Genomic DNA, 23,235 nt, shown 5'->3' with positions numbered 1-23,235 from the left:
CCACGTGGGGACGGTCCGTGGTCTGGTCAGGAGCGAACTTTTCGGTGCTGATGCCAGAGCCATGCGGCGTTGCGCAAGTTCATTGCCCAGGCGTCTGGAGCGGGGCCCGCGATTTCTTTCCAGAGGTTCGCGCTCGCATGGGCGAAGGCGTCCACCGCTCGGGGTCGTGCCAATGCCCAGGCAGGAAGAAGCGCGACCGATTCCTCTGCGGCTGACGGCGTGTGGCCAGCCGCGATGAGCCAGACGACCCAGTGGGCGGGATCCAACCAGGCGGCTCCGCGGGTGGCCCAGCCCCAGTCGACGAGGTGAGCGCGGTCGTGGGTGATGAGAACGTTGTGGTTGTTCCAGTCGGTGTGGAGCAGCGCGTTTCCTGCGAAAGCTTCCGCATCGGCGGGGTCGGCCACGTAACCAGCCAGGCGTTGTTCGGCGAGCCGGAGTTCGATGTCAGGGCAAGGAAGAGCGGCGAGCTCTCTGAGGGCCCCGGTGACTTTGGGCAAGTCGGGGGAGCCTGGGGAGTAGTCGGCATGGTGGCCGTGGATGGCCTCAAAGCCGAGAAGATCCCAGCCGCCGGCGATGACGTGGAAGAGCAGGCGCGGGGCGAGCGGGGTCGCGTACGGGTTGATGTCTGCCTCGCGTTGCTGCGTCCAGACCCATCGGTGGTCGGAGCGCAGGCCCTTGAGGAAGACGACTCCGCCTGCGGTGTGTGCAAGCGCGGAGAGGGAGCTGTTGAGACCGGTGCTGACGTCTTCGACCCTGAGAATCGAGCCGATCTCGGCTTCGATGGCGGTACGAGCGCCGGAGGGGAGACCGGCGAAGGTGATGGAGGGTGCGGGCATGGCCGTCAGGTTTCCAGATCTACGCGCCAACAGGGGCCTCCGGCGCGAGGTGCCGCCGAAAGCCCCCGAAGGGATGGTCAGTTGTACGGGTTGTCGTCCCCGCAGCCGGGCGTGGTGGCCGCAGCGAAGGCGTCCACGTCGTCGATGAGGATGATCTCCGCATCAGGCTCGGACGGCGGGCGGATGGGGGCGATCTCGACTGCTACGGCGGTCATGGTTCAGCTCCTTGTAGTCGCGTGTTGGCAGTACCTGTCCAGTGGTGCCTTCGCCTCCTGGTAGACCTTGGCCAGCGGCCGGCAGACCCGGCAGGTGCCGGAGAGCTGGCAGCCGGTGCAGCCACCGGTGCGAAGCATCAGGGAGTCGGCGATGCCGCCGAGGCGGCTCAGGCCCTCGACTCCCGTGGTCATGAGGGGGATCGCCTCGTCACGGCCGACCTTGCAGATGGTCGCCATGCCGTGCGGGTCGACGTGGAAGAAGGTGTGGCCGGCGTTGCAGCCGTTGAAGGGTTCGCGATCTGCGAGGTGGTCCGGGGCCTGGGTGGCGAGGGTTTCCGCGCCACCGTAGATGGTCGGCGACATGTGGGTGTACTCGCGGTACGGCAGGTCGTAGCGGCCGGCGAAGGCGCGCATCTGGTCGGCCTCGTGGGCGTTGTGCCGCGTGATGATCAAGGCGAGATCGAGGGGTAGCCCAGCTTCGTGGGCTGCATCCAGTCCTTTGACGAACATGCGGTACGCGCCCCGGCGCCGGGTCAGCCCGTCGTAGGACTCTGCGGTGGCCCCGTACAGGCTGAGTGTGATCCGGTTCGGCCTCAAGCGAGTCAGCAGGGCGAGGTTCTTCGGTGCGGCGAGACGCGAGCCATTGGTGAGGATCTCGACCATCATGCCCAGCTCGTACGCCAGCCGGTACGTCTCGGGGAACAGCTTGTCGATCATCGGCTCACCGCCTGTGAGCTGGAGCCAAAGCACCCCCGAGTCCCTGATGGCGTACAGGAGGCGCTCACGCTCAGGCCACTCCAGGCCGGCGAATTGCTTCAGGCCGAGGTAGCAGTGTTCGCAGTCGTAGTTGCAGCCGAGGTTCAGCTCGTACGAGGCGCGCCCGTATGCATACGGAGAGCGGGATCGAACCAGCACAGTTTCATCGAGGCGTCGGTCGCTGAGATCGATCTTCCAAGCCTGACAGGCCACGTCGACCAGCCACGCGGGCACTGCTGAGGTACCCGATGCGGAGTGCAGTTCGTCGTACCTGCAGGCGGGAAGGCGTGCTGCCTTCGGGTTGCCCGGCCGTACGAGGAGGTGGTGGTCGAGGTACGGGGCAGCGATCAGCTCGTGCATACGGACTCCTCGCTCGGGCTGCTGAGGACCAGGCGGGCCCAGACGGTCTTGCCGATCGGGTGGCGGTCGTGGTGGCCGGTTTCTTCAGAGAGCGCTGCGACGAGAAGCAGGCCCCGGCCGCCTTCGTCGTCCTCCCCGGCCTGGATGGGGCGGGGAGGGGTGCGGCCAGCATCGGAGACTTCGACCAGGCAGTGTGGGCCGTCAACCGTCAGTCGAACTTCGAAGAGGTGTCCTCGTCTGCCGCCGTGTTCGACGGCATTGGCTGCGAGCTCTCCGCAGACGAGGACCACGCGGTCAATGCACTCCTGGCCGTATCCCCAGCTGGCGAGCGTCTTGGAAACGAGGGCGCGGGCCAGAGGCACGCACTTGCGTACCGGACTGAACTGCATCTGCCACCGCAGCGGGGTGGTCTGTCGGTCGTACGTCGTCATCGCGTGCATCGCGTCCCCTCGTCGCGGGCGGGTTGTGGGACACAAGTTCACTGCCGCGACGATCACAGAGTCAGGTCACCGTGGTTACCCAACGTGGGTAATCTCTTTGGCAGTCGGTCCTACGGGCAGCCCGTCCGGACGGGCGAGTGAGGGGGACGAGTGGCACGCTCGCAGGATCACCGGGCTCTGCCGGCCGAACTGCTGGCCAGTGCGGAATGGCAGGAAGCCTGTCGCGGCAGGGACTTCGCCCGCATCTTCCGGCTGGTCAAGGTCAAGGCCGGGATCTACCCGTCGCGGGTCGCCGCACTGTGCGACATGACGCCGAGCAGAGTCGGCGAGATCATGGCGGGGCGACGCGGATTGGCACACATCGACGTGATCGAACGCGTCGCCGACGGCCTTCGCATCCCCGGTGCGATGCTCGGCCTGGCCCACCGCCCTTGGGAGATCCCTGCTTCCTCCACCACCGAGGAGAGACCGCCCGAGCTACTTCCTGCCGCGCCGCGCGAGCCTCAGCGCACCGAAGCGGCAGAGGAATTAGATGATCTTCTCGCCTTGGTCGACGGCCGTGCAACCCGCTCCATCCTCACGGCCCTGCGCTCCTCGGTCCAGGACTACTGGCGGCGCGACAACGCACACGGCGGCGCGACCCTGCGGCCTGCCGTCGTGGGGCATCTGCGATATGTCGGCCGGCTACTCGATACCGCCGAGGCTGGCTTACGGCACGACCTCCAAGGAGTCGCGGCGGAGCTGGCACGGCTTTCCGGCTGGGCCTACTTCGACGCCCGTCAGTACAGCACCGCCCGCACTTACTTCACCCAAGCGCTCAAGCTTTCCCACACGCAAGGCAACAGCCTCTTCATGGCCAATGTGCTGTCCTGCATGAGCCTTCTGGCCACCTACGACGGCAACCCGAGCGATGCCGTGGCCCTTGCATGCCGTGCCCAGGACGCCGCCCGCGCCGCCGGGGAACAGCCGCTCGTCATGTCGATGCTGCACTTGCGTGAAGCGTTCGCCCACGCTGCCCTTCGAGATGCTCAGGCTTGCCACCAGGCCGTTGATCGCTCCCGTGTGCAGTACGAACGCTCACGGGGACATGAGGCCGAGGCGCCTGACTGGGTCCAGTACTTCGACGAGACGAAACTCCTCGTGGACACAGGCATCGCCTACGCGCGCCTCGGCGAACCAGCCCGCGCCGAACCCCTCATCGCCGAGGGCTTGCGTCGAGAAAATACCGACCAGCAGCGAGGCCGGGCCTTCCACGCCTACTGGCTGGCCAGCGCCCAGCTCCAGCTGGGCAAACTCGACGAGGCATGCACCAGCGCCGGCCTCGCCCTCGACCTCGCCGCAGCCATTGACTCGCCACGAGTGAGCGGCCACGTCCAAGAGCTTCACCGCCGAATGCTGCCCTACGCACGCGAAGCCCCCGTCCTCGCCTTCGAGCAACGCATGCGCGAGGCCCTCGGCTGACCCCTTACGAGGCGCCGGTTGCCTCGTCCAGCAGCAGGTACAGCAGACCGACCAGGCTGCCACTGCTGACGATCTCGCGACGGTCGATCATGCCCCTGATCTCCGAGATCGGAATCCACTCGATTCGGTCTGACTCGTTCAATTCGGTCGGCGGGCCCGCATACGAGGCGGGCTCGGCACGAAAGACGAAGTGCTCGGAATCCGTGATGCCGTTCGCTGGTTGCGCGTACACGAGCGGCTTGACGCCCTTCACACGCCAGCCGGTCTCCTCCTCGACCTCGCGGGCAGCTGCCTGCTCAGGAGTTTCGTCGGCCTCGATGAGGCCCATCGGAAGCTCCCAGCCCCAGGTGTCGGTGATGAACCGGTGCCGCCACATCATCAGCACCCGCTTCTGGTCGTCGACCACGGCGGCTACGGCCAGGTGCCGCATCCGAACCACATGGTGTTCCCACCGCCGACCGTCAGGCTGCTGAACGTCGACGAGCCAGAGATTCACCCATGGGTTGTTGTAGATCTGCCGCTCGCCATGGACGGTCCACTGCATGAGCCCAACTCCCTTGTTTCAGTGAAGTATCCAGCATGTCACTTTGACGAGAATCCGACCGCCAGGTTGGGGCATCATCGCCCACGCCGACGAGAGGGAGGAACTTTGGTGTCGGCAGGCACGACCGCCAGCGTGCTCGGCTCTATAGCCATTGTGCTGCTTGCCTTCGCGGCTGCGAGTCGTCGGCTTGACGCGTTGTCGAGCCGCCAGATCAGCACCTGAGCAGGGTGGTCGGCGGTGTCGAGTTCACGTCCTTCAGCGGCTGCGGTGAGAACAGAGGCCGACGAGTAGCTGCCAGCCTCTGCACGGCGCAGGGCAGTGGTCAGAGCAGGCCACGCGGGGTCGGCCAGGATTCGGTCGGCTTGGGCGGGGAGAGTCGCCCGCAGGACGCCCTCGTAGCGCGCGACGGTTTCGGTGGGCGGGGTACGACGGATCAGTTCGGACAGGATGGGTGCAGCCTGTGCCTCGTAGGTGCTGCGGAGGCGGGCGTGGGCCTGCTGGGCGGCGGCTGCCTGCTGGTGGTGCTCGCGCTGCTCGTGCCAGTGGGAGGCTGCGAGGGCCAAGTGGACGGTGGCGGCGAGTACGGCGATGACGAAGTCGCCCGCGCTGTTGGTGCTATAGAGAAGTTCCTGTCCCGCCTTGCGCAGGGCGTACCCCGCCCGGTGGTCGGCGCGGATCATGGACCGGTTGGCGCGATTGAATGCGCTGGCCGCGGCCTGTATCTCAGCGCGCAGAGGATGAGGTACGTGCAGGGCTGCTGTGTGGAGGAAGTCGCCGAATGCCGCAATTTCGCCCTGAGCCCGGTGCACGTCACCGTTCGGGTCCGTGAGGGCATCGTGTGCAGTGCGCAGAGAGCGTTCGGCCTGGCGCCACGGATGGGCCGGTGGCGCGGTCAACGGGGCCTCTGGCTGCAGGGTGAAGCGTTCACGCAAGCGGTGGATCGACAGGTCGGGTGAGAGTTTGGAGCCGCCGAATTTAACCGGCTCGCCGGCAGCAGTGTCACCGGAGGTTGAAAGGCTGTACCCAATGACGTCACCGGTTTCGGGACCGATGCGGGTGTGGACCGTGATACCCAGATCGGTCAAAATCGAGAAGTAGTCCTCCTCGTTGCGTGACGCCGCAGCGGCGGTGTGGGCTTGTTCGCGCAGCCAGGCGCGAGTGGTCACAGCACGGCCCTGGCGCTCCGCCTTGGCGCGCTCCGCACCAGTCGGAGTCTTGGGCCCGGTGGCATCTCCTTTCTTGAGTTGCCGGAGCCCCAATTCCTTCTCGATCTTTCGGCATTCGGCTTGTGCCCTCTGCCCGCCCCGGTGGGTTCGAGGTATGCGGCCGTCGGCGCGGACGGTGGTGGCCATGATGTGGATGTGGTCGTCAGCGTGGCGTACCGCGATCCATCGGCATGCCTTCTCATCGCCTTCGGGGGCGATTCCCGTGGCGTGCACGACGCGGCGGGCGACCTCGGCCCACTCGGTGTCGGTGAGGTAGCGGTCGCCGGGCGCGGTGCGGACCGGGCAGTGCCACACGTGCTGCGGCGGTTTCTTGCCGCCCAGCTCACGGGTGCGGAGGTCAACGTGGTGGTCGAGTCGCCTGGCGAGCTGGGAGTAGGTGACTGCCGGGTCGCAGCCTGGGTCGGGAGCGCCGGCCATGTCCCAGGCGGCGACGATGTGGGGGTTGGTGTGCTCGTCGCGGCGGCCGGGGCCGAAGAGGTAGGCGATCAGTCCGCGGCTGTCGAAGCCGGTTGAGACGTCAGGAACCATGAGTTGTGCCGTCCGTCAGGAGCTGGTCGATGAGGTGGAAGCTGTTCTGTGCTGCTTGCTCGACGCGGTCGAGAACCGTCTCGGTGCGCTCGGGCACGCTTCCTCGGTTGATGGCTGCGGTGATCTGGTTGAGGTTGCCGCCGATGCGGTTCAGCGCGACCGTGTGCGCCTCGACCGCCTCGATCAGCGGGCGGAGAGGGTCGTCCTCCGGACTGCCGACCAGCCCCACCTTGCCCTGCGCAACAGCCAGGGCCGCGTCCCCTACGAACCCGGCGAACCTCTGACCGCGCTGCTGAGCGGCGGCGCTAATGACCTGGACCGCAGTGCGCGTGAAGCGGATGGTCTTCTCTTGGTCGCGTTTCTCAACGGTGCGCTTGCGGTTCATCTGTGCGGGCAGGACGGGCGCGTCAAGGTCCCGCCAGGAGGGCTGCTCGACGAGCGGTGGGATATCGGCAGGGGGATTGCGGGGTCCTAGGGGGTCGGCTGAGGGCTGGCAAGAGCCCCCTGCCACCCCTTCCTCCAGCTCGGGCGCCCCTTGGCGCTCGGCCTTGTCCTCCGCCACCCCTGGGGCGGGGGCAAGCGCGGACGAAGCCTCTTTAGAGGCTCGTTCGCTCCAGCTTGCTGCTGGTCGTCGGGTGAGCCTGAACAGCTTCCTGCGGCGGCGGGATGCGGTGTCGTCGGCGTTTGATTCGGGCATCGTGGTGCTCCGTCAGTCGTGGGATGGGGTTTCGTTGCATCCGTCGCATCCGTCGCGTGGCTGGTCAGCACAGGTACGGAGATGGCCGCAGGTACGGAGTGATCCGTAACGCCGAGGAGATCCGTCCCCGCGCTGACCTGCGCGGGGACGGATGCGACGGATTGATACGGACCTGGAGTCAGCGAGTGGGCCTGGGGCCTGCGGGCCCTCCCGGCGGGCCGGTGGGTAGCGTCCCGGACGGAGGGGCGGGTGGCCTGCCCTGGATCGGACGTGCCGGGACCTCGGTGGTGGGTACCGACGGGGCGGGGTCGGGGCAGTAGCGGGCCCAGGCATCCACGAAGTGGTTACGGGCGTACGCCTTGGCCTGCCTGCCGTTCTCGAAACGGTAGTTGGCCGGGCTGATACCGAAGTCGCGCAGCAGATTCGCCAGGTGGTAGGCGTTCAGGCCCTTGGTGCCGTACTCCGCCCACGGAGCCTCGGCGCCCTGGATGAGGACGGCGAGCAGGTCCTGGCTGCGCAGAGCCTCCCGGCCGCCCTCCTGCTCGAAGACCCGGCGGATATCGCGCAGCAGTCGCGTCTTCAGTGTCGTCTGCTCGTCCTGGACCACCTCGCTGCGCGTCATTGCCAGACAGGCGGCACGTGCTCGCGCGGGCCAGTGCCCGCCGGCGAGGTCGGCGACGATGACGAGCGGCTCCCATGTGTCGGCGGCGCGGTCCTCGACGGGCATCTTCGGCACCGCGCCCGCGACGCTGCCGCGTTGCGGGACCAGCCAGTTGGCCAGCCGGTCGCGAAGCGCGTGCAGTTCCGGCACGGAGTACCGTGAGCGGAACGGGGTGATCCGCTCGCCCGGCTTGCGCTTCTGCATGCGGATGACGATCGCCCGGTCCATGATCGTGTCCGGCAGGTCTCCGATGCCGGCCAGCGCCGCCATGGCGAAGGTGGGGAACGCGGTCGGCTTGTGCTCCGGCCCGGAGATCCGCCAGGCGGGTCGGTTGCGCTGGTGCCCGGCGTTCAGCAGGCCGCGCAGGTCCTCCTTGTCGCCTGCCTTGGGGCCGAAGATGGTGTCGGCCTCGTCTACCAGCAGCGTCGGCGGGTTCTTGCCGATGACACGGAAGACAACCGCCGGAGAGGTGTTCACCGTCATCATCGGCTGATGGACGGTCTCGTAGAGAACGTCCAGGAGGCGGGACTTGCCGCACCCCTTGGTCGGCCCGACCACCGCCAGTCGTGGCGCGTGCTGGAGGCCGGGCTGGATATGGGAGGCCGCGACCCAGAGCGTGACGGCGGCCAGGGCCTCGTCGCTTGGCAGAACGACGTACCGCCCGATCGCTGTACGGAGGTCGTCCAGCAGCGCGCTGCCTTCGCCTGCCGCCCCGCCACCGTCTTGGATTTCTGGTCCGTCTGGAGCAGGATCGCCTGCGCTGCCCGGCGTGGTCGTCGGGGCACTGACCTTGGCAGGTCGCGAATTGAGGTTCCCCCGAGATGCGGGGAATGGTGACAGCAGGTCAGATGGGTCTCATGAGAGGAGCCCAGACGATGCCTGCGCCGAGGAAGTACCCGCTGGAGTTGCGAGAGCGTGCGGTACGGATGTACCGGACTGCAGAGCCGAAGCCTGTGATCCGTCGTATGGCCGAGGATCTCGGGGTCCATCACGAGGCCCTGCGTAACTGGATCCGGCAGGCCGAGGCCGACACCGGCGAGCGCGATGATCTGCCCACCACCGAGGAGAGGGAAGAGCTCGCCCAGCTGCGGCGCGAGGTGCGGGAACTACGCCGGGCGAACGAGGTCCTGCGGACGGCCTCGGCTTTTTTCGCCGCACAGCTCGACCCGACCCGGCCCAGGTGACCGCGCTCCTCGACGAGCACCCGCACCTGGGGGTCGAGCCCGTGCTCCGGGAACTGCACATCCCCTCCTCCACCTACTACCGCTGGCGCCAGGCCGAAAAGGAGCCCTGCGAACGGAGCCGCCAGGACACCGAGCTGACCGGCCAGATCCGGCAGATCCACCAGGACTCGGGCGGCATCTACGGATCGCCCAGGATCCACGCCGCCCTCAAACGAGAGGGCGTCCACGTCGGCCGCAAACGGGTCGAACGGCTCATGCGTCAGGCAGGCCTGGCCGGGATCAGCCCCCGCAGGAACAAGGGCTTCACTCGCCGGGACCCGGACGCAGACCTTGCTCCTGACCTGGTACAACGCGACTTCACGGCGTCCGCACCGAACCGATTGTGGGTCACCGACCTGACCATGATCTCCACCCTGGAGGGACCACTCTGGCTGTCGGCGATCCGAGATGCCTTCTCCCGCAGAATCGTCGCCTGGGAGACCTCCGCCCGCGCGGACGCCGACCTGGTCCTCACCTCGCTGGAGTACGCGCTGGCCAGCCGCGAAGTCGCTCCCGGCGAACTCGTCCACCACGCCGACCACGGCACGCAATATACCTCCATCAAGCTCACAACACGCCTGGTCAGAGCGGGAATCCAGGCGTCCATGGGCTCGGTCGGCGACTCCTACGACAACGCCCTCGCGGAGAACCTTTGGATGCTGATCAAGACCGAGTGCATCCGCGGCGGGACCTTCAACACCAGAGCCGAGGCCAACCTCGCACTCTTCGAATACATCGACGGCTTCTACAACCCCCGCCGCATCCAGAAACGACTCGGATACCTCAGCCCCATCGAGTTCGAAGAGAAGCACTACGCCAACCAGGCAGCAACCGAGCCAGTGAACCTGAAACCACGTCAACCCGCCCTGACCAGCTAGTCAGCCACTCCCGCGCAGCGGGGGAACCTCAAATCGCGCGTGCTCCGGTGCGGAGCATCGGTGGCCGGGCCTCCGACGGCGGGGCGTGCTTCCCGGTCACGAGGCAGGCCCTGGCCCGGGACTGCGATGGGTGGCCAGACAACACCGGATGTGTTCGCGGTGGCGGGGGACGTAGGGTCTCCCATAGCTGTTCCTCTCGGGTGAGGGCGAGACGGGCAAGGTCTCGCCCCCACCGGTTCGATCGTTCAGGGATGGGCGACGTGCAGGGGAATTCCCGGCCCTCGGCGTTGACGCGCCGGGGGCCGTTCCTGCGTCCGGGCATGGCAGCGGCTCATGAGGCCAGGCCCCACTCGTCTCCGCCGTCGATCAGCGCGCGCTCGTAGCGCAGCAGTTCGGCCTCGGGGTAGAGCACCCGCTTGCCGACCTTGATGCCGCGCGGCCCCTTCTTGAGCTGGCGCCAGTAGCGGACGGTGCTCTCGGCGGTGCGGTAGCGCTCGGCTACCTCGGCGGTGGTCAGGTATCGCATGCGTTCCCATTCGGCTAGGTGTTGATTCGATCTGCATAATCAGTACCTCATGATCGGCGGTTAGCCAAATCGGGAAGCTCATGTTTCAATCTGGATAGCGATGGTCGCGATGGAGGTTCGATGGCAGGCGAGAAGGCCGAGGGCGGCGAGGTGCCGCTGCTCTACAGCGAAGGCAACGTGGCGGGCCGCGTGGCCCTGGAGCGCGAGGTCAGAGGGTGGAGCACGACCGAGCTGGCCGAGCGGGTGACCAGAGCCGGCGTCAAGATGAACCAGACGGCGGTCTGGCGCATCGAGAACGGCACGCCTCGGCGGCGCATCAACCTCGATGAGGCGCTCGCCTTCTCCCGCGTCTTCGAGCTCCCCCTCGAAGAGCTGATGTCCCCGCCCCTCGAAGGGCTCGACGTCGACAGCCGACGGCTCGTCCAGGAAGCCGTCGAAGCGTTCTACGAAACCCGTGACGCCCGCGACCGCCTGCACCGTGCCGTGGTCGCCGTCGCCGACCACATCAAGGCCCATCCAGACAGCTCGCGGGCGATCCACGAGCAATGCCTCCGCCTCATGGGAGACGAGCGAGACGCCCGCGTCCTCAGCGGCGACATCGAGGACGGGGGTCACTACTGACAACCAGCACGAAGGAGGAGTCACTTGGCGAACGTCCAGAAGCGGCCCAACGGTAAATGGCGTGCCCGCTACCGCGACCTCGACGGCAAGGAGCACGCCCGCCACTTCGAGCGCAAGGTCGACGCCCAGCGATGGATCGACGAGGTCACAGCCAGCCTGGTCACTGGGCAGTACGTCGACCCGCGCGCAGGCCGCGTCACCTTCGAGAAGTACGCCGAGAGGTGGGAGGGCTCGCTCATCGCCAGTGAGGCGGGCGAGCGCATCACCGACAACGCGCTGCGGCTCCACCTCGTACCGGCGCTCGGAGCCCGCTCCATGGCGGCGATACGCCGCAACGACATCCAGGTGCTCTTCAAGCACCTGTCCGACCAGCTCGGCCCCGGCAGCGTGCGGAACGTCTACGACGTCCTCGTACGCCTCATGACGGCGGCCGTGGACGACAAGGTCATTGCCTCCAGCCCGTGCCGCCGGATCACCCTTCCCGCCATGCCGGACGAGGAGGTCACCCCGCCCACGGTCGAGCAGGTCGAGTCGATGGCGCGGGTGATGCCGCCGTACATCCGCGCGGCCGTCGTCACCCTTGCTGGGTCAGGGCTTCGCATAGGCGAGCTGCTCGGCCTGAAGGTGTCGGACGTCGACTTCAAGGCCGGCGCCATCCGCGTCGAGCGGCAGCGGCTCCAGTCGGGGAAGATCGGCCCGCCGAAGACCGCGAAGTCCCGGCGTACGGTTCCGGTCGGCGAGGTCGTCACCGACGCGCTCCTCGCGCATCTCGCCGCACGTCCGTCCAGGGAGTGGCTGTTCACCATGGAGGAGGGCGAGCCACTCAACTACCGGCGGTGGAAGACCGAGTGGAACGGGGCCCGCAAGGCGCTTCAGGCGGCTGAGAACGGAGCCGCCGAGCGCGAGGGCCGTAAGGCTGTCGAGCTGCCGCACATGGTCACCCACGACCTGCGGCACTTCTACGCCTCCGCGCTCATCGCCGGTGGCGCGAGCGTCAAGCAGGTGCAGTTGGTCCTCGGTCACGCGTCCGCCGTCATCACGCTGCGGATCTACGCGCATCTGTGGCCGGGGGAAGAAGACCGCACCCGGGCCGTCATGGACGCCGTGCTCGGCGGCCTGCGGACCGGGTGCGGACAGGTAGGCGGCATGACCCGCGAAACGGCAGGTCAGAACGCCTAGGCTGAGATCAAGCCTTCTTGGTCTCCCAGAAGATCGTGTCGATCTGGGCGATCAGGTCCAGGGCCTTCTGGCCGGTGGCCGGGTCGTTCGAGCCCTTGGCCGCGGAGAGCGCCTTCAGGGTGTCGTTGACCAGCTGGTGCAGCTCCGGGTACTTCTCGAAGTGCGGCGGCTTGAAGTAGTCGCTCCAGAGCACCGAGACGTGGTGCTTCGCGAGCTCGGCGCGCTGTTCCTTGATCAGGATCGCGCGAGTGCGGAAGTCCGCGTCCTCGTTGGCCTGGTACTTCTCCTGGACGGCCTTGACCGACTCCGCCTCGATGCGGGCCTGGGCCGGGTCGTACACGCCGCAGGGGAGGTCGCAGTGGGCGCTGACCTTCACCTTGGGGGCAAACAGGCGGGAAAGCATGGGGCTGTCCTTCCTCGTGATCGTCTTCTCAGGTGGGACATTACTCCGTGAGAGCCGCGAAATAGTGGGTGCCCCCATGGGCTTAGGTCAAAAGTCCAGGGTGAGGATGGGGCCAGTGGCCGAATGTACGGAACGCTGTGGTGGACGGTGTACTGGACGGACGGGGAGGTGCCGGAGAGATGCGGGAGGTGCCGGAGTTGCCGGAGCTGACCGATGAACAGCCCGGACGCGGGCTGGCGGCGCGGGTGCCGTTCCAGGTGGTGGAGGTGACGGGGCCCTCGATGGTGCCCACGCTCCACCACGGGGACTGGCTGCTCGTGCAGTACGGGGCGCCGGTGCGTCCCGGGGATGTGGTGATTTTGAGACACCCGTTCCAGCAGGACCTGCTGGTGGTCAAACGCGCCGTGGAGCGGCGGACCGGGGGCTGGTGGGTGCGCGGTGACAACCGGTTCGCGGGTGGCGACAGTACGGATTACGGGACCGTGCCCGAGGATCTGGTGCTGGCCCGGGTGCGGGCGCGCTACCGGCCGCTGACGAAGGATCAGCGTTCGTTGCGCGGGATGGTGGGCTGGGCGGTCTCCGCGCTGCGGCCCGTCTCGGCGGCGCGCTCCGTCTCCAGGCGCTTGCGGGCCCGGTAGGCGGCGACGTTGGCGCGGGTCGCGCAGCGGTCGGAGCAGTAGCGGCGGGAGCGGTTGGTCGAGGTGTCGAGGTAGGCGTTGCGGCACGGCGCCGCCTCGCACAGGCCGAGCCGGTCCACGCCGTACGAGGTGAGGTGGAAGGCGAGGCCCATCGCCGCCGTGGCGGCGTAGCCCGCCGTGGCGTTGGACGGGTGGTCGGCCAGGTGCATGTGCCAGTCCGGCTTTCCGTCCGCGTCCCGGAAGTCGTGGCCGGAGATCTGCGGGCTGACCGGGAACTCCAGCAGCAGTGAGTTGAGCAGGTCCACGGCCAGCGTCTCGTCGCCGCCGTCGGCCGCCTCGAAGACCGAGCGGAGCCGGGCCCGGACGGACCGGAAGCGGGTCACGTCCGCGTCGGTCGCCCGGCGGGCCGCCTGTCCGTTGATACCGAAGAGCTCGCGCACCGCGTCGACCGTGGTGAGGGTGTCCTTGTTGCGGGCCGGCTCCTCGGTGTTGACCAGGCGCACGGCGTAGTCCGAGTAATAGGCCAGTTCCACTTGTAGTCCTTACGGCGTCGGTCTAAGGTCGGTTCGGACGATGATGTAATGGGCTGCTATGGGCCCAGGGTATTACATAGGAGGGGTTCGGGTGACGGAGTCAGCGCAGGGTGCCGACTGGAGGTCCTGGCAGGAGAGCTGGGACCGGCAGCAGGAGTGGTACATGCCCGACCGCGAGGAACGCTTCCGCGTGATGCTCGACATGGTCGAGGCCCTGGTGGGTCCCGAACCCCGGGTGCTCGACCTCGCGTGCGGTACGGGAAGTATTACGGACCGGCTGCTCCGGCGGTTCCCCAAGGCCACCAGCACCGGGGTCGACCTCGATCCCGCACTGCTGGCCATCGCCCGCGGCACCTTCGACGGGGACGAACGCGTCACCTTCGTCACCGCGGACCTCAAGGACCCGCGGTGGCCGGACGCGCTGCCGCACGGCTCGTACGACGCGGTCCTCACCGCCACGGCCCTGCACTGGCTGCACAGCGAGCCGCTCGCCGTTCTCTACGGGCAGCTCGGCGGCCTCGTCCGGGACGGCGGGGTGTTCATGAACGCCGACCACATGACCGATCCGGACACCCCCCGGATCAACGCCGCCGAACGCGCCCAGCGGCACGCCGTCATGGACCGGGCCAAGGCCGACGGCGTCCTCGACTGGGCGGACTGGTGGGCACTGGCCGCGAAGGACCCGGTGCTCGCCGCGCCGACCGCCGAGCGGTTCAGGATCTACGGCGAGCACGCCGACGGCGACACGCCCTCCGCGCGCTGGCACGCGGAGACCCTGCGCGCGGCTGGCTTCGGTGAGGCGCGGGCCGTCTGGTCCTCGCCCTCGGACAGTCTGGTGCTCGCGGTGAAGTAGCGGCACCCTCGACGGAGGGGCGGTGCGGGCGGTGCGGACTACGGTCCGGGCCGCCCCTCCGTGTTTTTCGGCCGGCGCCGCAACCCGCCCGGCACCCCAGCGCACTGGAAGGGTGAGACGGTCCGCACCAGCGGGCCCTGAGAGGGGCGGTGACGATGCGGATCGATGACGATGCCGCGCTGCACGCCTTCGTCGAGAGCAGACGCACCGCGCTGTTCCGCAGCGCGTACCTGCTCTGCGGCGACCGGTACGAGGCCGAGGACCTGGTCCAGACGGCTTTGGTCAAGGTGGTGCTCGGCGGGCGGCGGCACGGGCGGCTCGACAACATCGAGGCGTACGCGCGCAAGACCCTGGTCAACACCTTCATCGCCTCCCGCCGCCGGTTCTGGCGGCGGGAGCAGTCGTACGGCGAACTGCCCGAGCGGGCGGACCACGCGCCCGACACGGACACCGGCCTCGCGGTCCGGGCGGCACCCGCCCGGCTCACCGCCAGGCAGCGGGCCGTACTGGTGCTGCGCTACTGGGAGGACCTGAGCGTCGAGGCCACGGCCGCGCTGCTCGGGATGCGGGAGAACACGGTCAAGAGCCACGCGGCTCGGGGGTTGGCGGCGCTGCGCGCCGAGATGGCGGAGGAAAAGGTATGAGCGACGTGCGTGAGCTGCTGGGGCGGGCCGCGGAGGACGCGGGGCGGCCGGTCATCAGCACGGAAGCGGTCTACGCGAAGGCGGCCCGGGTGCGGTGGCGCCGCCGGGCCGGGATCTCGGCGGCGGCGGTCTGCGCGGTCGCCGCCGGGGCGTTCGTGGTGCCGGGGCTCTCCTCGGGGCCGGCCACGCAGGACTCGTCGGGGGAGCCCGCCCCCGCGGACTGCGTCCGGGAGGAGCTCCCGGGCGGACGCGTGCTGACCATCTGGAGCGATGCGATGAACTACGGCGGTGTCACGCCCGAATGGGGCCCGGAACTCGTGGGCCGGCTCATGCTTGAGGACGGCTCGATGCTGGGCATCCGGGACAGCACCGGCTTCGAGGCCGACACCGCCCAGGGACCGCTGCTCAAGACGCCGCCGCTCACGCGGGCGCAGCTGCGGACGCTGATCCTCAGCCCGGAGCTGCTGCCGAAGAAGTAGTGCTCGCACGCGCGAGGGCGGTACGGACCCCGTAGGTCCGTACCGCCCTCCGCCGTTCCGAACCGGCTACAGCACCTTGGACAGGAACGACTTCGTCCGGTCGTGCTGCGGGTTGGTCAGTACGTCGCGCGGGTGGCCCGATTCGACCACCACACCGTCGTCCATGAAGACCAGCGCGTCTCCCACCTCGCGGGCGAAGCCCATCTCGTGGGTCACCACGATCATCGTCATGCCGTCCTCCGCGAGGCCGCGCATGACGTCCAGTACATCGCCCACCAGCTCCGGGTCGAGCGCGGAGGTGGGCTCGTCGAAGAGCATCAGCTTCGGCTCCATCGCCAGCGCGCGGGCGATGGCCACCCGCTGCTGCTGGCCGCCGGAGAGCTGCGAGGGGTAGTTGTTCGCCTTGTCGGACAGGCCGACCCGGTCCAGGAGCCGTTCGGCCCGGGTCCGGGCGACCGCCTTGGACTCGCGCTTGACCTGGACCGGAGCCTCCATGACGTTCTCGATCGCCGTCATGTGCGGGAACAGGTTGAAGCGCTGGAAGACCATGCCGATGTCCCGGCGCTTCAGGGCGACTTCGCTGTCCTTGAGCTCGTAGAGCTTGTCGCCCTTCTGGCGGTACCCCACCAGCTCGCCGTCGACGGAGAGCCGGCCGGCGCTGATCTGCTCCAGGTGGTTGATGCACCGCAGGAACGTCGACTTGCCGGAACCGGACGGGCCGATCAGACAGAAGACCTCGCGCGGGGCGACCTCCAGGTCGATGCCCTTGAGGATGTGTGCGGCGCCGAAGGACTTGTGGACGCCCTCGGCCTTCACCATGGCGGTCATGCCATGCCTCCCTTCGGGCGGCCCAGTGACAGCATGTTGGCCTTGATCTTCTGCATCGGGGTGGGCGGCAGACTGCGGCTGGAGCCGCGCGCGTAGTACCGCTCCAGGTAGTACTGACCGATGCTCAGCACCGAGGTCATGATCAGGTACCAGGCCGCGGCGAGGAAGTACATCTCCACCGGCGCCCCGGACGCCTGCCCGATGTCCTGCGCGTACTTGAAGAGTTCGTAGAACTGCACGGCGGCCACCAGCGAGGTGGTCTTGAGCATGTTGATGACCTCGTTGCCCGTCGGCGGCACGATCACCCGCATGGCCTGCGGGATCACGACGCGTCGCAGGGTCTTGCCGTGGCTCATGCCCAGCGCGTGGGACGCCTCCGTCTGGCCCTCGTCGACCGAGAGCAGACCGGCCCGGCAGATCTCTGCCATGTACGCGGCCTCGTTGAGGCCGAGGCCGAGCAGCGCCGTCAGCAGCGGCGTCATGAAGCTCGACCAGTAGTCCTTGTAGATCGGCCCGAGGTTGATGTACTGGAAGACCAGCCCCAGGTTGAACCAGACGAACAGCTGGACCAGGACCGGTGTTCCGCGGAAGAACCAGATGTAGGACCAGGCGATCGACGAGGTCACCGGGTTCTTCGACAGGCGCATGACGGCCAGCAGGATGCCGCCGACCACGCCGATCACCATGGAGAGGGCGGTCAGCAGCAGCGTCTGGCCGACCCCCTTGACGATGCGGTCGTCGAAGAAGTAGTCCGGGACCGCACCCCAGTTGATCTTGCCCTGGCTGAACGCGTAGATGATCGCGACCAGCGCGGCGATGGCGATGACCGCGGAGACGTACCGGCCGTAGTGCCGGACCGGGATGGCCTTGATCGCCTCCGGTCCGGCCGCCGGGGTGGACGGTGTGGGCGGCTGGTCGGCCGGGCCCGACTTCTCGATGTCAATCACGGCTGATGCCTTTCAGCGCCGGAGCCCGGTCACGATCCGCCGTTCAGCTTGGCCTCGGTGACCGCACCGGCCTCGACGCCCCACTTGGCGATGATCTTCTCGTACTCGCCGCTCTTGATGATCGCGTCCAAGGCCGCCTTGACGGCCTTGGTGAGCTGGTCGTTGCCCTTGGCGATGGCGATGCCGTACGGGGCCGCCTCGACCTGGTCACCGACGATCTGGAAGTCCTTGCCGCCGCCCGAGGTCTTCACCGCGTACGCGGCGACCGGGAAGTCGGAGGAGCCGGCGTCGGCGCCGCCGGAGCGCAGCCGGGTCTGGGCCTCCAGGTCGTTGTCGTACGGCTCGATGGCGATCTTCTTGCCACCGGTGCACTTCTTCGACTCGGACTTGGCCAGGTCGTGCGAGACGGTGTTTCGCTGGACGGCGATCTTCTTGCCGCACAGGTCGGACCAGGTCTTGATGCCCTGGTCGTCACCCTTCTTGGTGTAGATCGAGACGCCGGCGGTGAAGTAGTCGATGAAGTCGACCCCCTCACCGACCTTCTTCTTCGTCTCGGGGTCGATGCCCTCCTGGCGCTCCTTGGTGTCGGTCATCGCCGACATGGCCAGGTCGTAGCGCTTGGAGCGCAGTCCCGTGACCAGCGTGTCGAACGTGCCGTTCTCGAACTGGAACTCCACGCCCAGCTGCTTGCCCAGGGCCGCGGCGAGGTCCGGGTCGATGCCGACCGTCTTTCCCGACTTGTCCTTGAACTCGACCGGCGGGTAAGCGATGTCCGAGCCGACCTTGATGACGCCCTTGGACTTGATCTCAGGGGGGAGGAGGTCGGCGGGGGAGGCGGCGGCGCCGTCGCTCGCCTTCGTCGAGGCGGAGTCGCTGGAGTTGTTCTTCGTCTGGTCGCCACAGGCGGTCAGCAGCATGGTGCCGGCGACCGCGATGGCGCCGACCGCCGCGATCCGGGACTTCGCGGTCGTGCGACGAGTCTTGCGTGCGGTCATGATCGGGTTCCTCCGGCAGATGAGGGTGGTGTTGCCAGGCGGTGTGGCACACGTCGTCGGGTGTCGCCGCCGTGCGCGATTACGGCATCTTGCCATTCGGACCAGCGCATTCAGGGGGCCGGTCATGTCAAAATCGGGTAACGGGCGATCCCCGATGCTCACGAGGCCGGTACACCAGGGCCGGACCTTCTATGGGGTTTCTTTCCCGCGACCGCAGAATCTGCGGCGCGTCTCGGACGGCGGACACTCATTCTTCGCGTGGCGGGCATTGTCCAGATATAGGGCTATGAGTCAGGTCACCGACGGGGTATGGACTCGTCCATGACCCGGTCCGTCCGGTATGAAAGACGTTTACACCCCTCATCCGGGGCTCAGGGCGCGTGTGCGGCGCGCCCGCGCGTACGTACCTCTCCCTGCGCCGGGGCGGCCCAACCCCCCGGCGCAGGGCACGTACGCGGTGCCCGCCCACCCCTCCTCAACCAGGAGTGGCCACCCTCAAACGATGAAGACTTAAGGGGTCAACACCATGGCAGCGGAGATCGTCAATCCTCGCAGCGATCGCAGTACAGACAGCAGTACGGGCAGCACCGGCAGTGCGACCGACGAGCCGTTCGATCCGGCCTTCGCCCTCCACCGGGGCGGGAAGATGGCCGTGCAGGCCACCGTCCCGATCCGGGACAAGGACGACCTCTCCCTCGCGTACACGCCCGGTGTGGCGAAGGTGTGCAGCGCGATCGCGGAGAATCCCGAACTCGTCCACGACTACACCTGGAAGTCGCAGGTCGTCGCCGTCGTGACGGACGGCACCGCGGTGCTGGGGCTCGGGGACATCGGCCCCGAGGCCTCCCTCCCGGTGATGGAGGGCAAGGCGATCCTGTTCAAGCAGTTCGGCGGGGTCGACGCGGTGCCGATCGCGCTCGCGACCACCGACGCGGACGAGATCGTCGAGACCGTCGTCAGGCTCGCCCCGTCCTTCGGCGGCGTGAACCTGGAGGACATCTCGGCCCCGCGCTGCTTCGAGATCGAGCGCAGGCTCCAGGAGCGGCTCGACATCCCGGTCTTCCACGACGACCAGCACGGCACCGCCGTGGTCACGCTCGCCGCGCTGCGCAACGCCGCGAAGCTGTCCGGGCGCAGCCTCGGTGATCTGCGCGCCGTCATCTCGGGCGCGGGTGCGGCCGGGGTGGCCATCGCCAAGTTCCTGCTGGAGGCGGGGCTCGGGGATGTCGCGGTCGCCGACCGCAAGGGCATCGTCAGCCGGGACCGGGAGGACCTGACGGAGGTCAAGCGGGAGCTGGCCGAGCTGACGAACAAGGCCGGCATCTCCGGGCCGCTGGACACCGCGCTGGCCGGTGCGGACGTGTTCATCGGCGTCTCCGGCGGTACGGTCCCGGAGCCGGCCGTCGCCTCGATGGCGCCCGGTGCGTTCGTCTTCGCCATGGCGAACCCGAACCCCGAGGTGCACCCCGACATCGCGCACAAGTACGCGGCCGTCGTGGCGACCGGGCGCTCCGACTACCCGAACCAGATCAACAACGTGCTGGCGTTCCCCGGCATCTTCGCGGGCGCGCTCCAGGTGCGGGCGTCCCGGATCACCGAGGGCATGAAGATCGCCGCGGCGACCGCGCTGGCGGACGTGGTGGGCGATGAGCTGGCCGCGGACTACGTGATCCCGTCGCCGTTCGACGAGCGGGTGGCCCCGGCGGTCACGGCGGCCGTCGCCGCGGCGGCGCGGGCGGAGGGCGTGGCCCGGCGCTGAGGTTGTGACGCGGGGGTCCGGGGCCGGCGCCTTTTCGGGGGCGCTGCCCCCGGACCCCCGCTCCTCAACCGCCTGAGCCCCGTGTCACACCCGTGGCCGGTTACGCCGGGCCGCCGCCCGGCCTATCGTCGGCCCCATGTTCGCCGCCTACGCATCCCGCATCGACCGCGACCACCCCCTCACCGGCCTTGAGCTGGGCGAACGCCCGGCTCCCGGTGCGCGTCCCGGGTGGGCCACCGTCAACGTCCGGGCCGCCTCCCTCAACCACCACGACCTCTGGTCCCTGCGCGGCGTCGGCCTCGCCGAGGACAAGCTGCCGATGATCCTCGGCTGCGACGCCGCCGGGACCGACCAGGACGGCAACGAGGTCGTCCTGCACTCCGTCATCGGCCAGACCGGGCACGGGGTCGGCCCGGACGAGCCCCGCTCCATCCTCACCGAACGCCATCAGGGCACCTTCGCCGAGCAGGTCACCGTCCCCACCTGGAACGTGCTGCCCAAGCCGAAGGAGCTCACCTTCGAGCAGGCCGCCTGCCTGCCCACCGCCTGGCTGACCGCGTACCGGATGCTCTTCACCAACGCCGGGGTGCGGCCCGGTGACTCCGTGCTCGTCCAGGGCGCCGGCGGCGGGGTCGCGACCGCCGCGATCGTGCTCGGCCGGGCCGCCGGACTGCGGATCTACGCCACCAGCCGCGACGAGGCCAGGCGGAAGCGAGCCGTCGAACTCGGTGCCGTCGAGGCGTACGAGCCCGGCGCGCGGCTGCCCCACCGGGTCGACGCCGTCATCGAGACGGTCGGCGCCGCGACCTGGTCCCACTCCGTCAAGTCCCTGCGTCCCGGCGGCACGCTGGTCATCTCGGGCGCCACCAGCGGCGACCGGCCCCCGCACGCCGAGCTGACCCGGATCTTCTTCCTGGAGCTGAAGGTCGTCGGCTCGACCATGGGTTCCAAGGACGAGCTGGAGGACCTGCTGGCGTTCTGCGCGGCCACCGGGGTGCGCCCCGTCATCGACGAGGTGCTGCCGCTGGACCGGGCGCGGGAGGGCTTCGAACGCCTCGCTTCCGGCGACCAGTTCGGCAAGATCGTGCTGACTGTCAACCAGGATTGACACGCGAGGTCATGTCAATGTAAGTTGACACCATGACCGAAGCGACGGAACTCGCCGCACGCGCCGGCGACCACGACCCCCGGGTGGGGCTGCGGTCGGTCGCCGCGCTGCGACGGCTGCTGGAGCAGCTCGAAGCCGTACAAGTCAGAAGCGCCCGCGCCAAGGGCTGGTCGTGGCAGGAGATCGCGGCCGAACTGGGCGTCAGCCGCCAGGCCGTGCACAAGAAGTACGGGAGGCATTGATGTTCGAGCGATTCACCAAGGGTGCCCGCGCCACCGTGACCGGCGCCGTCACCTATGCGGACCGGGCCGGCAGTGGCCCGGTCACCGAGGAGCATCTGCTGCTCGCCCTGCTGGACCAGAAGGGGAGCCGGGCCTCCTTCGCCGCCGCCTCGCTGGGCCTCACGGACCGCGGGGCGTCGGTGGAAGCCGCGCTGGGCGACGCGCGCAGGCGCGGCGGCATGACGAAGGCCGACGCCGACGCCCTCGCGGGTATCGGTATCGACCTCACCGCGATCGTGTCCCGGATCGAGGAGGCGCACGGCGAGGGGGCCCTGCGGGGCGAGCGGGCGGACCGCCGTAAACGGATCGGGGGCCGGTTCAGCCGCGGGGCCAAGGGGATCCTGGAGAAGTCGCTGCGCATCGCGCTCGGCCGAGGGGACAGGTTCATCGGCGAGGAGCACGTCCTGCTCGCCCTCGCCGCGTCCCCCGGTGTCGTCGCCGATGTGCTCGCGGAGCACGGTGCGAGTCACGCGGCGATCGAGCGCGCGCTCTACGGGGACGGCGGCGCGCAGCAGGACCGCCGGGCGGGATGAGCGACGGGCGGCCCGGGTTTCCCCGGGCCGCCCGTCGTCCCCCGGCCCCTACTCCGTACCGCCGTCGGGGTCCTTCCGCAGCAGCGTCCCGATGTGGGCCGCCGCCGTCGACAGGTGGCGGCGGGCCTCCGTGAGCTGCTCCTCCGTCACCCCCCGGTCCCTGGCCGCGTCCCGGATGTCGTCGCGGAAGCGGTCGAGCAGCCGGTCCAGATCGCGCGCCGGGTCACCCGTACCGCCCGAGTCCTTGCCCCAGTCGGGGTCGGCGTTCGCCGGTTCCGGCTTGATGCAGGGGGGCCAGCCGCCGGTGCGGGCGATGCCGCCCAGCTGGCCGGTGATCTCCGCCAGCCCTTCCCGTACACCGGCCGGCCAGTCGCCCCGGGAGAAGTGCTCCTGGACCTGGCGGGCGGCGTTCTGCATCTGCTCGCGCGCCCGGTCCTGTGCCTCCTTGGCCTGGCGGCGGGCCTGCTGGGCGTCCTCGCGGGCGCGCCGGGACTCGTCCTTCGCCCGGCGGGCCTGCTCCTTCCACTCCTGCTTGGCCTTGCGCAGCTCCTCCTTCGCGGTCCGCCACGCCTCCCTGTCGCTGAGGTCTGACAGATCGCCGAGGCCGCCGAAGTCCCCGAACCCGCCGAAGGGGGACTCCTTGCCGGCCTTCTTGCCCGGACGGGGGCCGGTGGAGCCGGTGGGGCCGGTGGTGTGCCGGGACTCGTCGGCGGCGGCGCGCATGTCGCTGCGCAGCTTGCCGGCCGCTCCGCGCACGTCGTCGCGGATCTCGGCGGCCAGTTCGGAGACCGACTCCCGGATCTCCAGCTCCAGATCGGCCAGCTCGCCGGTGCGGCCCGCGAGTTCGGCGCGGCCGGCGTCGGTGATCGAGTAGACCTTGCGGCCGCCCTCGGTGGCGTGGGTGACCAGGCCCTCGGCCTCCAGCTTGGCCAGCCTCGGATAGACCGTGCCGGCCGAGGGCGCGTACAGCCCCTGGAAGCGCTTCTCCAGCAGCCGGATCACCTCGTAGCCGTGGCGGGGCGCCTCGTCGAGCAGCTTCAGCAGGTAGAGGCGCAGGCGGCCGTGGGCGAATACGGGGGGCAT

At 68.8% G+C, this 23,235-nt stretch carries 28 protein-coding genes; 13 read left to right on the top strand and 15 right to left on the bottom strand.

The window, feature by feature from the left end:
* Nucleotides 1-26: 26 nt before the first annotated feature.
* From RLT59_RS11340 to RLT59_RS11325, 4 genes are all read right to left on the bottom strand, one after another.
* Entirely contained in the window at nucleotides 27-836 is an 810-nt protein-coding gene (locus tag RLT59_RS11340) for an aminoglycoside phosphotransferase (RefSeq protein ID WP_311303288.1), read from the bottom strand.
* Between the two features lie 77 nt (nucleotides 837-913).
* Nucleotides 914-1,051, bottom strand: coding sequence for a hypothetical protein (locus RLT59_RS11335; protein WP_266640844.1), 138 nt, complete (start codon nucleotides 1,049-1,051; stop codon nucleotides 914-916).
* 3 nt (nucleotides 1,052-1,054) lie between these two features.
* On the bottom strand, nucleotides 1,055-2,167 hold the full coding sequence (locus RLT59_RS11330) for a radical SAM protein (RefSeq protein ID WP_311303287.1): 1,113 nt from the start codon (nucleotides 2,165-2,167) through the stop codon (nucleotides 1,055-1,057).
* The gene (locus tag RLT59_RS11325) at nucleotides 2,155-2,598 is read right to left on the bottom strand and encodes an ATP-binding protein (protein ID WP_311303286.1); all 444 of its coding nucleotides are present in this window, start codon (nucleotides 2,596-2,598) and stop codon (nucleotides 2,155-2,157) included. Before RLT59_RS11325 ends, RLT59_RS11330 begins: the two co-directional genes overlap by 13 nt.
* Nucleotides 2,599-2,757: 159 nt before the next feature.
* On the opposite strand from RLT59_RS11325, the gene RLT59_RS11320 reads away from it, so the two are divergent.
* The gene (locus tag RLT59_RS11320) at nucleotides 2,758-4,068 is read left to right on the top strand and encodes an NsdA family TPR-like regulatory protein (protein ID WP_311303285.1); all 1,311 of its coding nucleotides are present in this window, start codon (nucleotides 2,758-2,760) and stop codon (nucleotides 4,066-4,068) included.
* Nucleotides 4,069-4,072: 4 nt separating this feature from the next.
* Here RLT59_RS11320 and RLT59_RS11315 read toward each other — a convergent pair whose 3' ends face one another.
* From RLT59_RS11315 to RLT59_RS11300, 4 genes are all read right to left on the bottom strand, one after another.
* Complete coding sequence (locus RLT59_RS11315) at nucleotides 4,073-4,612, bottom strand: NUDIX hydrolase (RefSeq protein WP_311303284.1); 540 nt, start codon at nucleotides 4,610-4,612, stop codon at nucleotides 4,073-4,075.
* A gap of 74 nt (nucleotides 4,613-4,686) precedes the next feature.
* On the bottom strand, nucleotides 4,687-6,366 hold the full coding sequence (locus RLT59_RS11310; RefSeq protein WP_311303283.1) for a relaxase/mobilization nuclease domain-containing protein: 1,680 nt from the start codon (nucleotides 6,364-6,366) through the stop codon (nucleotides 4,687-4,689).
* The gene (locus RLT59_RS11305) at nucleotides 6,356-6,928 is read right to left on the bottom strand and encodes a hypothetical protein (RefSeq protein ID WP_311307686.1); all 573 of its coding nucleotides are present in this window, start codon (nucleotides 6,926-6,928) and stop codon (nucleotides 6,356-6,358) included. The genes RLT59_RS11310 and RLT59_RS11305 overlap by 11 nt, the downstream gene beginning before the upstream one ends.
* Before the next feature lie 313 nt (nucleotides 6,929-7,241).
* Nucleotides 7,242-8,453, bottom strand: a complete 1,212-nt coding sequence (locus RLT59_RS11300) for a DUF3631 domain-containing protein (RefSeq protein WP_311307685.1) — start codon at nucleotides 8,451-8,453, stop codon at nucleotides 7,242-7,244.
* Nucleotides 8,454-8,545: 92 nt separating this feature from the next.
* On the opposite strand from RLT59_RS11300, the gene RLT59_RS11295 reads away from it, so the two are divergent.
* Together RLT59_RS11295 and RLT59_RS11290 are read left to right on the top strand one after the other, a co-directional pair.
* Complete coding sequence (locus RLT59_RS11295) at nucleotides 8,546-8,908, top strand: transposase (protein WP_311301868.1); 363 nt, start codon at nucleotides 8,546-8,548, stop codon at nucleotides 8,906-8,908.
* Nucleotides 8,905-9,825, top strand: a complete 921-nt coding sequence (locus RLT59_RS11290) for an IS3 family transposase (RefSeq protein ID WP_311301867.1) — start codon at nucleotides 8,905-8,907, stop codon at nucleotides 9,823-9,825. The genes RLT59_RS11295 and RLT59_RS11290 overlap by 4 nt, the downstream gene beginning before the upstream one ends.
* A gap of 331 nt (nucleotides 9,826-10,156) precedes the next feature.
* On the opposite strand, the gene RLT59_RS11285 is transcribed toward RLT59_RS11290, so the two are convergent.
* Nucleotides 10,157-10,351, bottom strand: coding sequence for a helix-turn-helix transcriptional regulator (locus RLT59_RS11285; RefSeq protein WP_030628141.1), 195 nt, complete (start codon nucleotides 10,349-10,351; stop codon nucleotides 10,157-10,159).
* 120 nt (nucleotides 10,352-10,471) lie between these two features.
* Here RLT59_RS11285 and RLT59_RS11280 point away from each other — a divergent pair, with 120 nt between their 5' ends.
* Nucleotides 10,472-10,972, top strand: a complete 501-nt coding sequence (locus RLT59_RS11280) for a helix-turn-helix transcriptional regulator (RefSeq protein WP_311303282.1) — start codon at nucleotides 10,472-10,474, stop codon at nucleotides 10,970-10,972.
* 24 nt (nucleotides 10,973-10,996) lie between these two features.
* The gene (locus RLT59_RS11275; protein ID WP_311303281.1) at nucleotides 10,997-12,151 is read left to right on the top strand and encodes a tyrosine-type recombinase/integrase; all 1,155 of its coding nucleotides are present in this window, start codon (nucleotides 10,997-10,999) and stop codon (nucleotides 12,149-12,151) included.
* Between the two features lie 7 nt (nucleotides 12,152-12,158).
* Here RLT59_RS11275 and sodN read toward each other — a convergent pair whose 3' ends face one another.
* Complete coding sequence (gene sodN / locus RLT59_RS11270) at nucleotides 12,159-12,554, bottom strand: superoxide dismutase, Ni (protein WP_311303280.1); 396 nt, start codon at nucleotides 12,552-12,554, stop codon at nucleotides 12,159-12,161.
* A gap of 179 nt (nucleotides 12,555-12,733) precedes the next feature.
* Between sodN and sodX the strand changes: the two genes are divergently transcribed.
* Nucleotides 12,734-13,192 carry a nickel-type superoxide dismutase maturation protease gene (gene sodX / locus RLT59_RS11265; protein WP_311303279.1) on the top strand — a complete coding sequence of 153 codons (459 nt, stop codon included), beginning with the start codon at nucleotides 12,734-12,736 and terminating at the stop codon, nucleotides 13,190-13,192.
* Here sodX and RLT59_RS11260 read toward each other — a convergent pair.
* Nucleotides 13,096-13,725, bottom strand: coding sequence for a CGNR zinc finger domain-containing protein (locus RLT59_RS11260; RefSeq protein WP_311303278.1), 630 nt, complete (start codon nucleotides 13,723-13,725; stop codon nucleotides 13,096-13,098). The genes sodX and RLT59_RS11260 overlap by 97 nt on opposite strands.
* A gap of 58 nt (nucleotides 13,726-13,783) precedes the next feature.
* Here RLT59_RS11260 and RLT59_RS11255 point away from each other — a divergent pair, with 58 nt between their 5' ends.
* From RLT59_RS11255 to RLT59_RS11245, 3 genes are all read left to right on the top strand, one after another.
* Nucleotides 13,784-14,578 (top strand): class I SAM-dependent methyltransferase, encoded by a 795-nt coding sequence (locus RLT59_RS11255; RefSeq protein WP_399125217.1) that lies wholly within the window; start codon nucleotides 13,784-13,786, stop codon nucleotides 14,576-14,578.
* Nucleotides 14,579-14,733: 155 nt separating this feature from the next.
* Nucleotides 14,734-15,222, top strand: coding sequence for a SigE family RNA polymerase sigma factor (locus tag RLT59_RS11250; RefSeq protein WP_311303276.1), 489 nt, complete (start codon nucleotides 14,734-14,736; stop codon nucleotides 15,220-15,222).
* Nucleotides 15,219-15,701, top strand: a complete 483-nt coding sequence (locus RLT59_RS11245; RefSeq protein WP_311303275.1) for a hypothetical protein — start codon at nucleotides 15,219-15,221, stop codon at nucleotides 15,699-15,701. Before RLT59_RS11250 ends, RLT59_RS11245 begins: the two co-directional genes overlap by 4 nt.
* Before the next feature lie 66 nt (nucleotides 15,702-15,767).
* Here the strand turns inward: RLT59_RS11245 and RLT59_RS11240 are convergent, their stop codons facing one another.
* Genes RLT59_RS11240 through RLT59_RS11230 form a run of 3 tightly spaced genes read right to left on the bottom strand, consistent with a single transcriptional unit; the run spans nucleotide 15,768 to nucleotide 18,471 of the window.
* Nucleotides 15,768-16,529, bottom strand: coding sequence for an amino acid ABC transporter ATP-binding protein (locus RLT59_RS11240; RefSeq protein ID WP_311303274.1), 762 nt, complete (start codon nucleotides 16,527-16,529; stop codon nucleotides 15,768-15,770).
* Entirely contained in the window at nucleotides 16,526-17,476 is a 951-nt protein-coding gene (locus RLT59_RS11235; RefSeq protein ID WP_311303273.1) for an amino acid ABC transporter permease, read from the bottom strand. The genes RLT59_RS11240 and RLT59_RS11235 overlap by 4 nt, the downstream gene beginning before the upstream one ends.
* Nucleotides 17,477-17,505: 29 nt before the next feature.
* A complete protein-coding gene (locus tag RLT59_RS11230; RefSeq protein WP_311303272.1) occupies nucleotides 17,506-18,471 on the bottom strand; it encodes an ABC transporter substrate-binding protein in 966 nt (321 codons plus the stop codon).
* Between the two features lie 526 nt (nucleotides 18,472-18,997).
* Between RLT59_RS11230 and RLT59_RS11225 the strand changes: the two genes are divergently transcribed.
* The 4 genes from RLT59_RS11225 (at nucleotide 18,998) to RLT59_RS11210 (ending at nucleotide 22,152) form a co-directional block, all read left to right on the top strand.
* Nucleotides 18,998-20,230 (top strand): NAD(P)-dependent malic enzyme, encoded by a 1,233-nt coding sequence (locus tag RLT59_RS11225; protein ID WP_311303271.1) that lies wholly within the window; start codon nucleotides 18,998-19,000, stop codon nucleotides 20,228-20,230.
* Between the two features lie 136 nt (nucleotides 20,231-20,366).
* Nucleotides 20,367-21,338 (top strand): zinc-binding dehydrogenase, encoded by a 972-nt coding sequence (locus RLT59_RS11220; RefSeq protein WP_311303270.1) that lies wholly within the window; start codon nucleotides 20,367-20,369, stop codon nucleotides 21,336-21,338.
* A gap of 32 nt (nucleotides 21,339-21,370) precedes the next feature.
* On the top strand, nucleotides 21,371-21,580 hold the full coding sequence (locus RLT59_RS11215) for a helix-turn-helix domain-containing protein (RefSeq protein WP_311303269.1): 210 nt from the start codon (nucleotides 21,371-21,373) through the stop codon (nucleotides 21,578-21,580).
* Nucleotides 21,580-22,152 (top strand): Clp protease N-terminal domain-containing protein, encoded by a 573-nt coding sequence (locus tag RLT59_RS11210; RefSeq protein ID WP_311303268.1) that lies wholly within the window; start codon nucleotides 21,580-21,582, stop codon nucleotides 22,150-22,152. The genes RLT59_RS11215 and RLT59_RS11210 overlap by 1 nt, the downstream gene beginning before the upstream one ends.
* Before the next feature lie 48 nt (nucleotides 22,153-22,200).
* On the opposite strand, the gene RLT59_RS11205 is transcribed toward RLT59_RS11210, so the two are convergent.
* On the bottom strand, nucleotides 22,201-23,235 hold the full coding sequence (locus tag RLT59_RS11205) for a PadR family transcriptional regulator (RefSeq protein WP_311303267.1): 1,035 nt from the start codon (nucleotides 23,233-23,235) through the stop codon (nucleotides 22,201-22,203).

The sequence above is a fragment of the Streptomyces sp. ITFR-6 genome, from assembly GCF_031844725.1.
Classification (GTDB): Bacteria; Actinomycetota; Actinomycetes; order Streptomycetales; family Streptomycetaceae; genus Streptomyces.
This window is presented reverse-complemented; position numbering and strand designations above follow the sequence as displayed.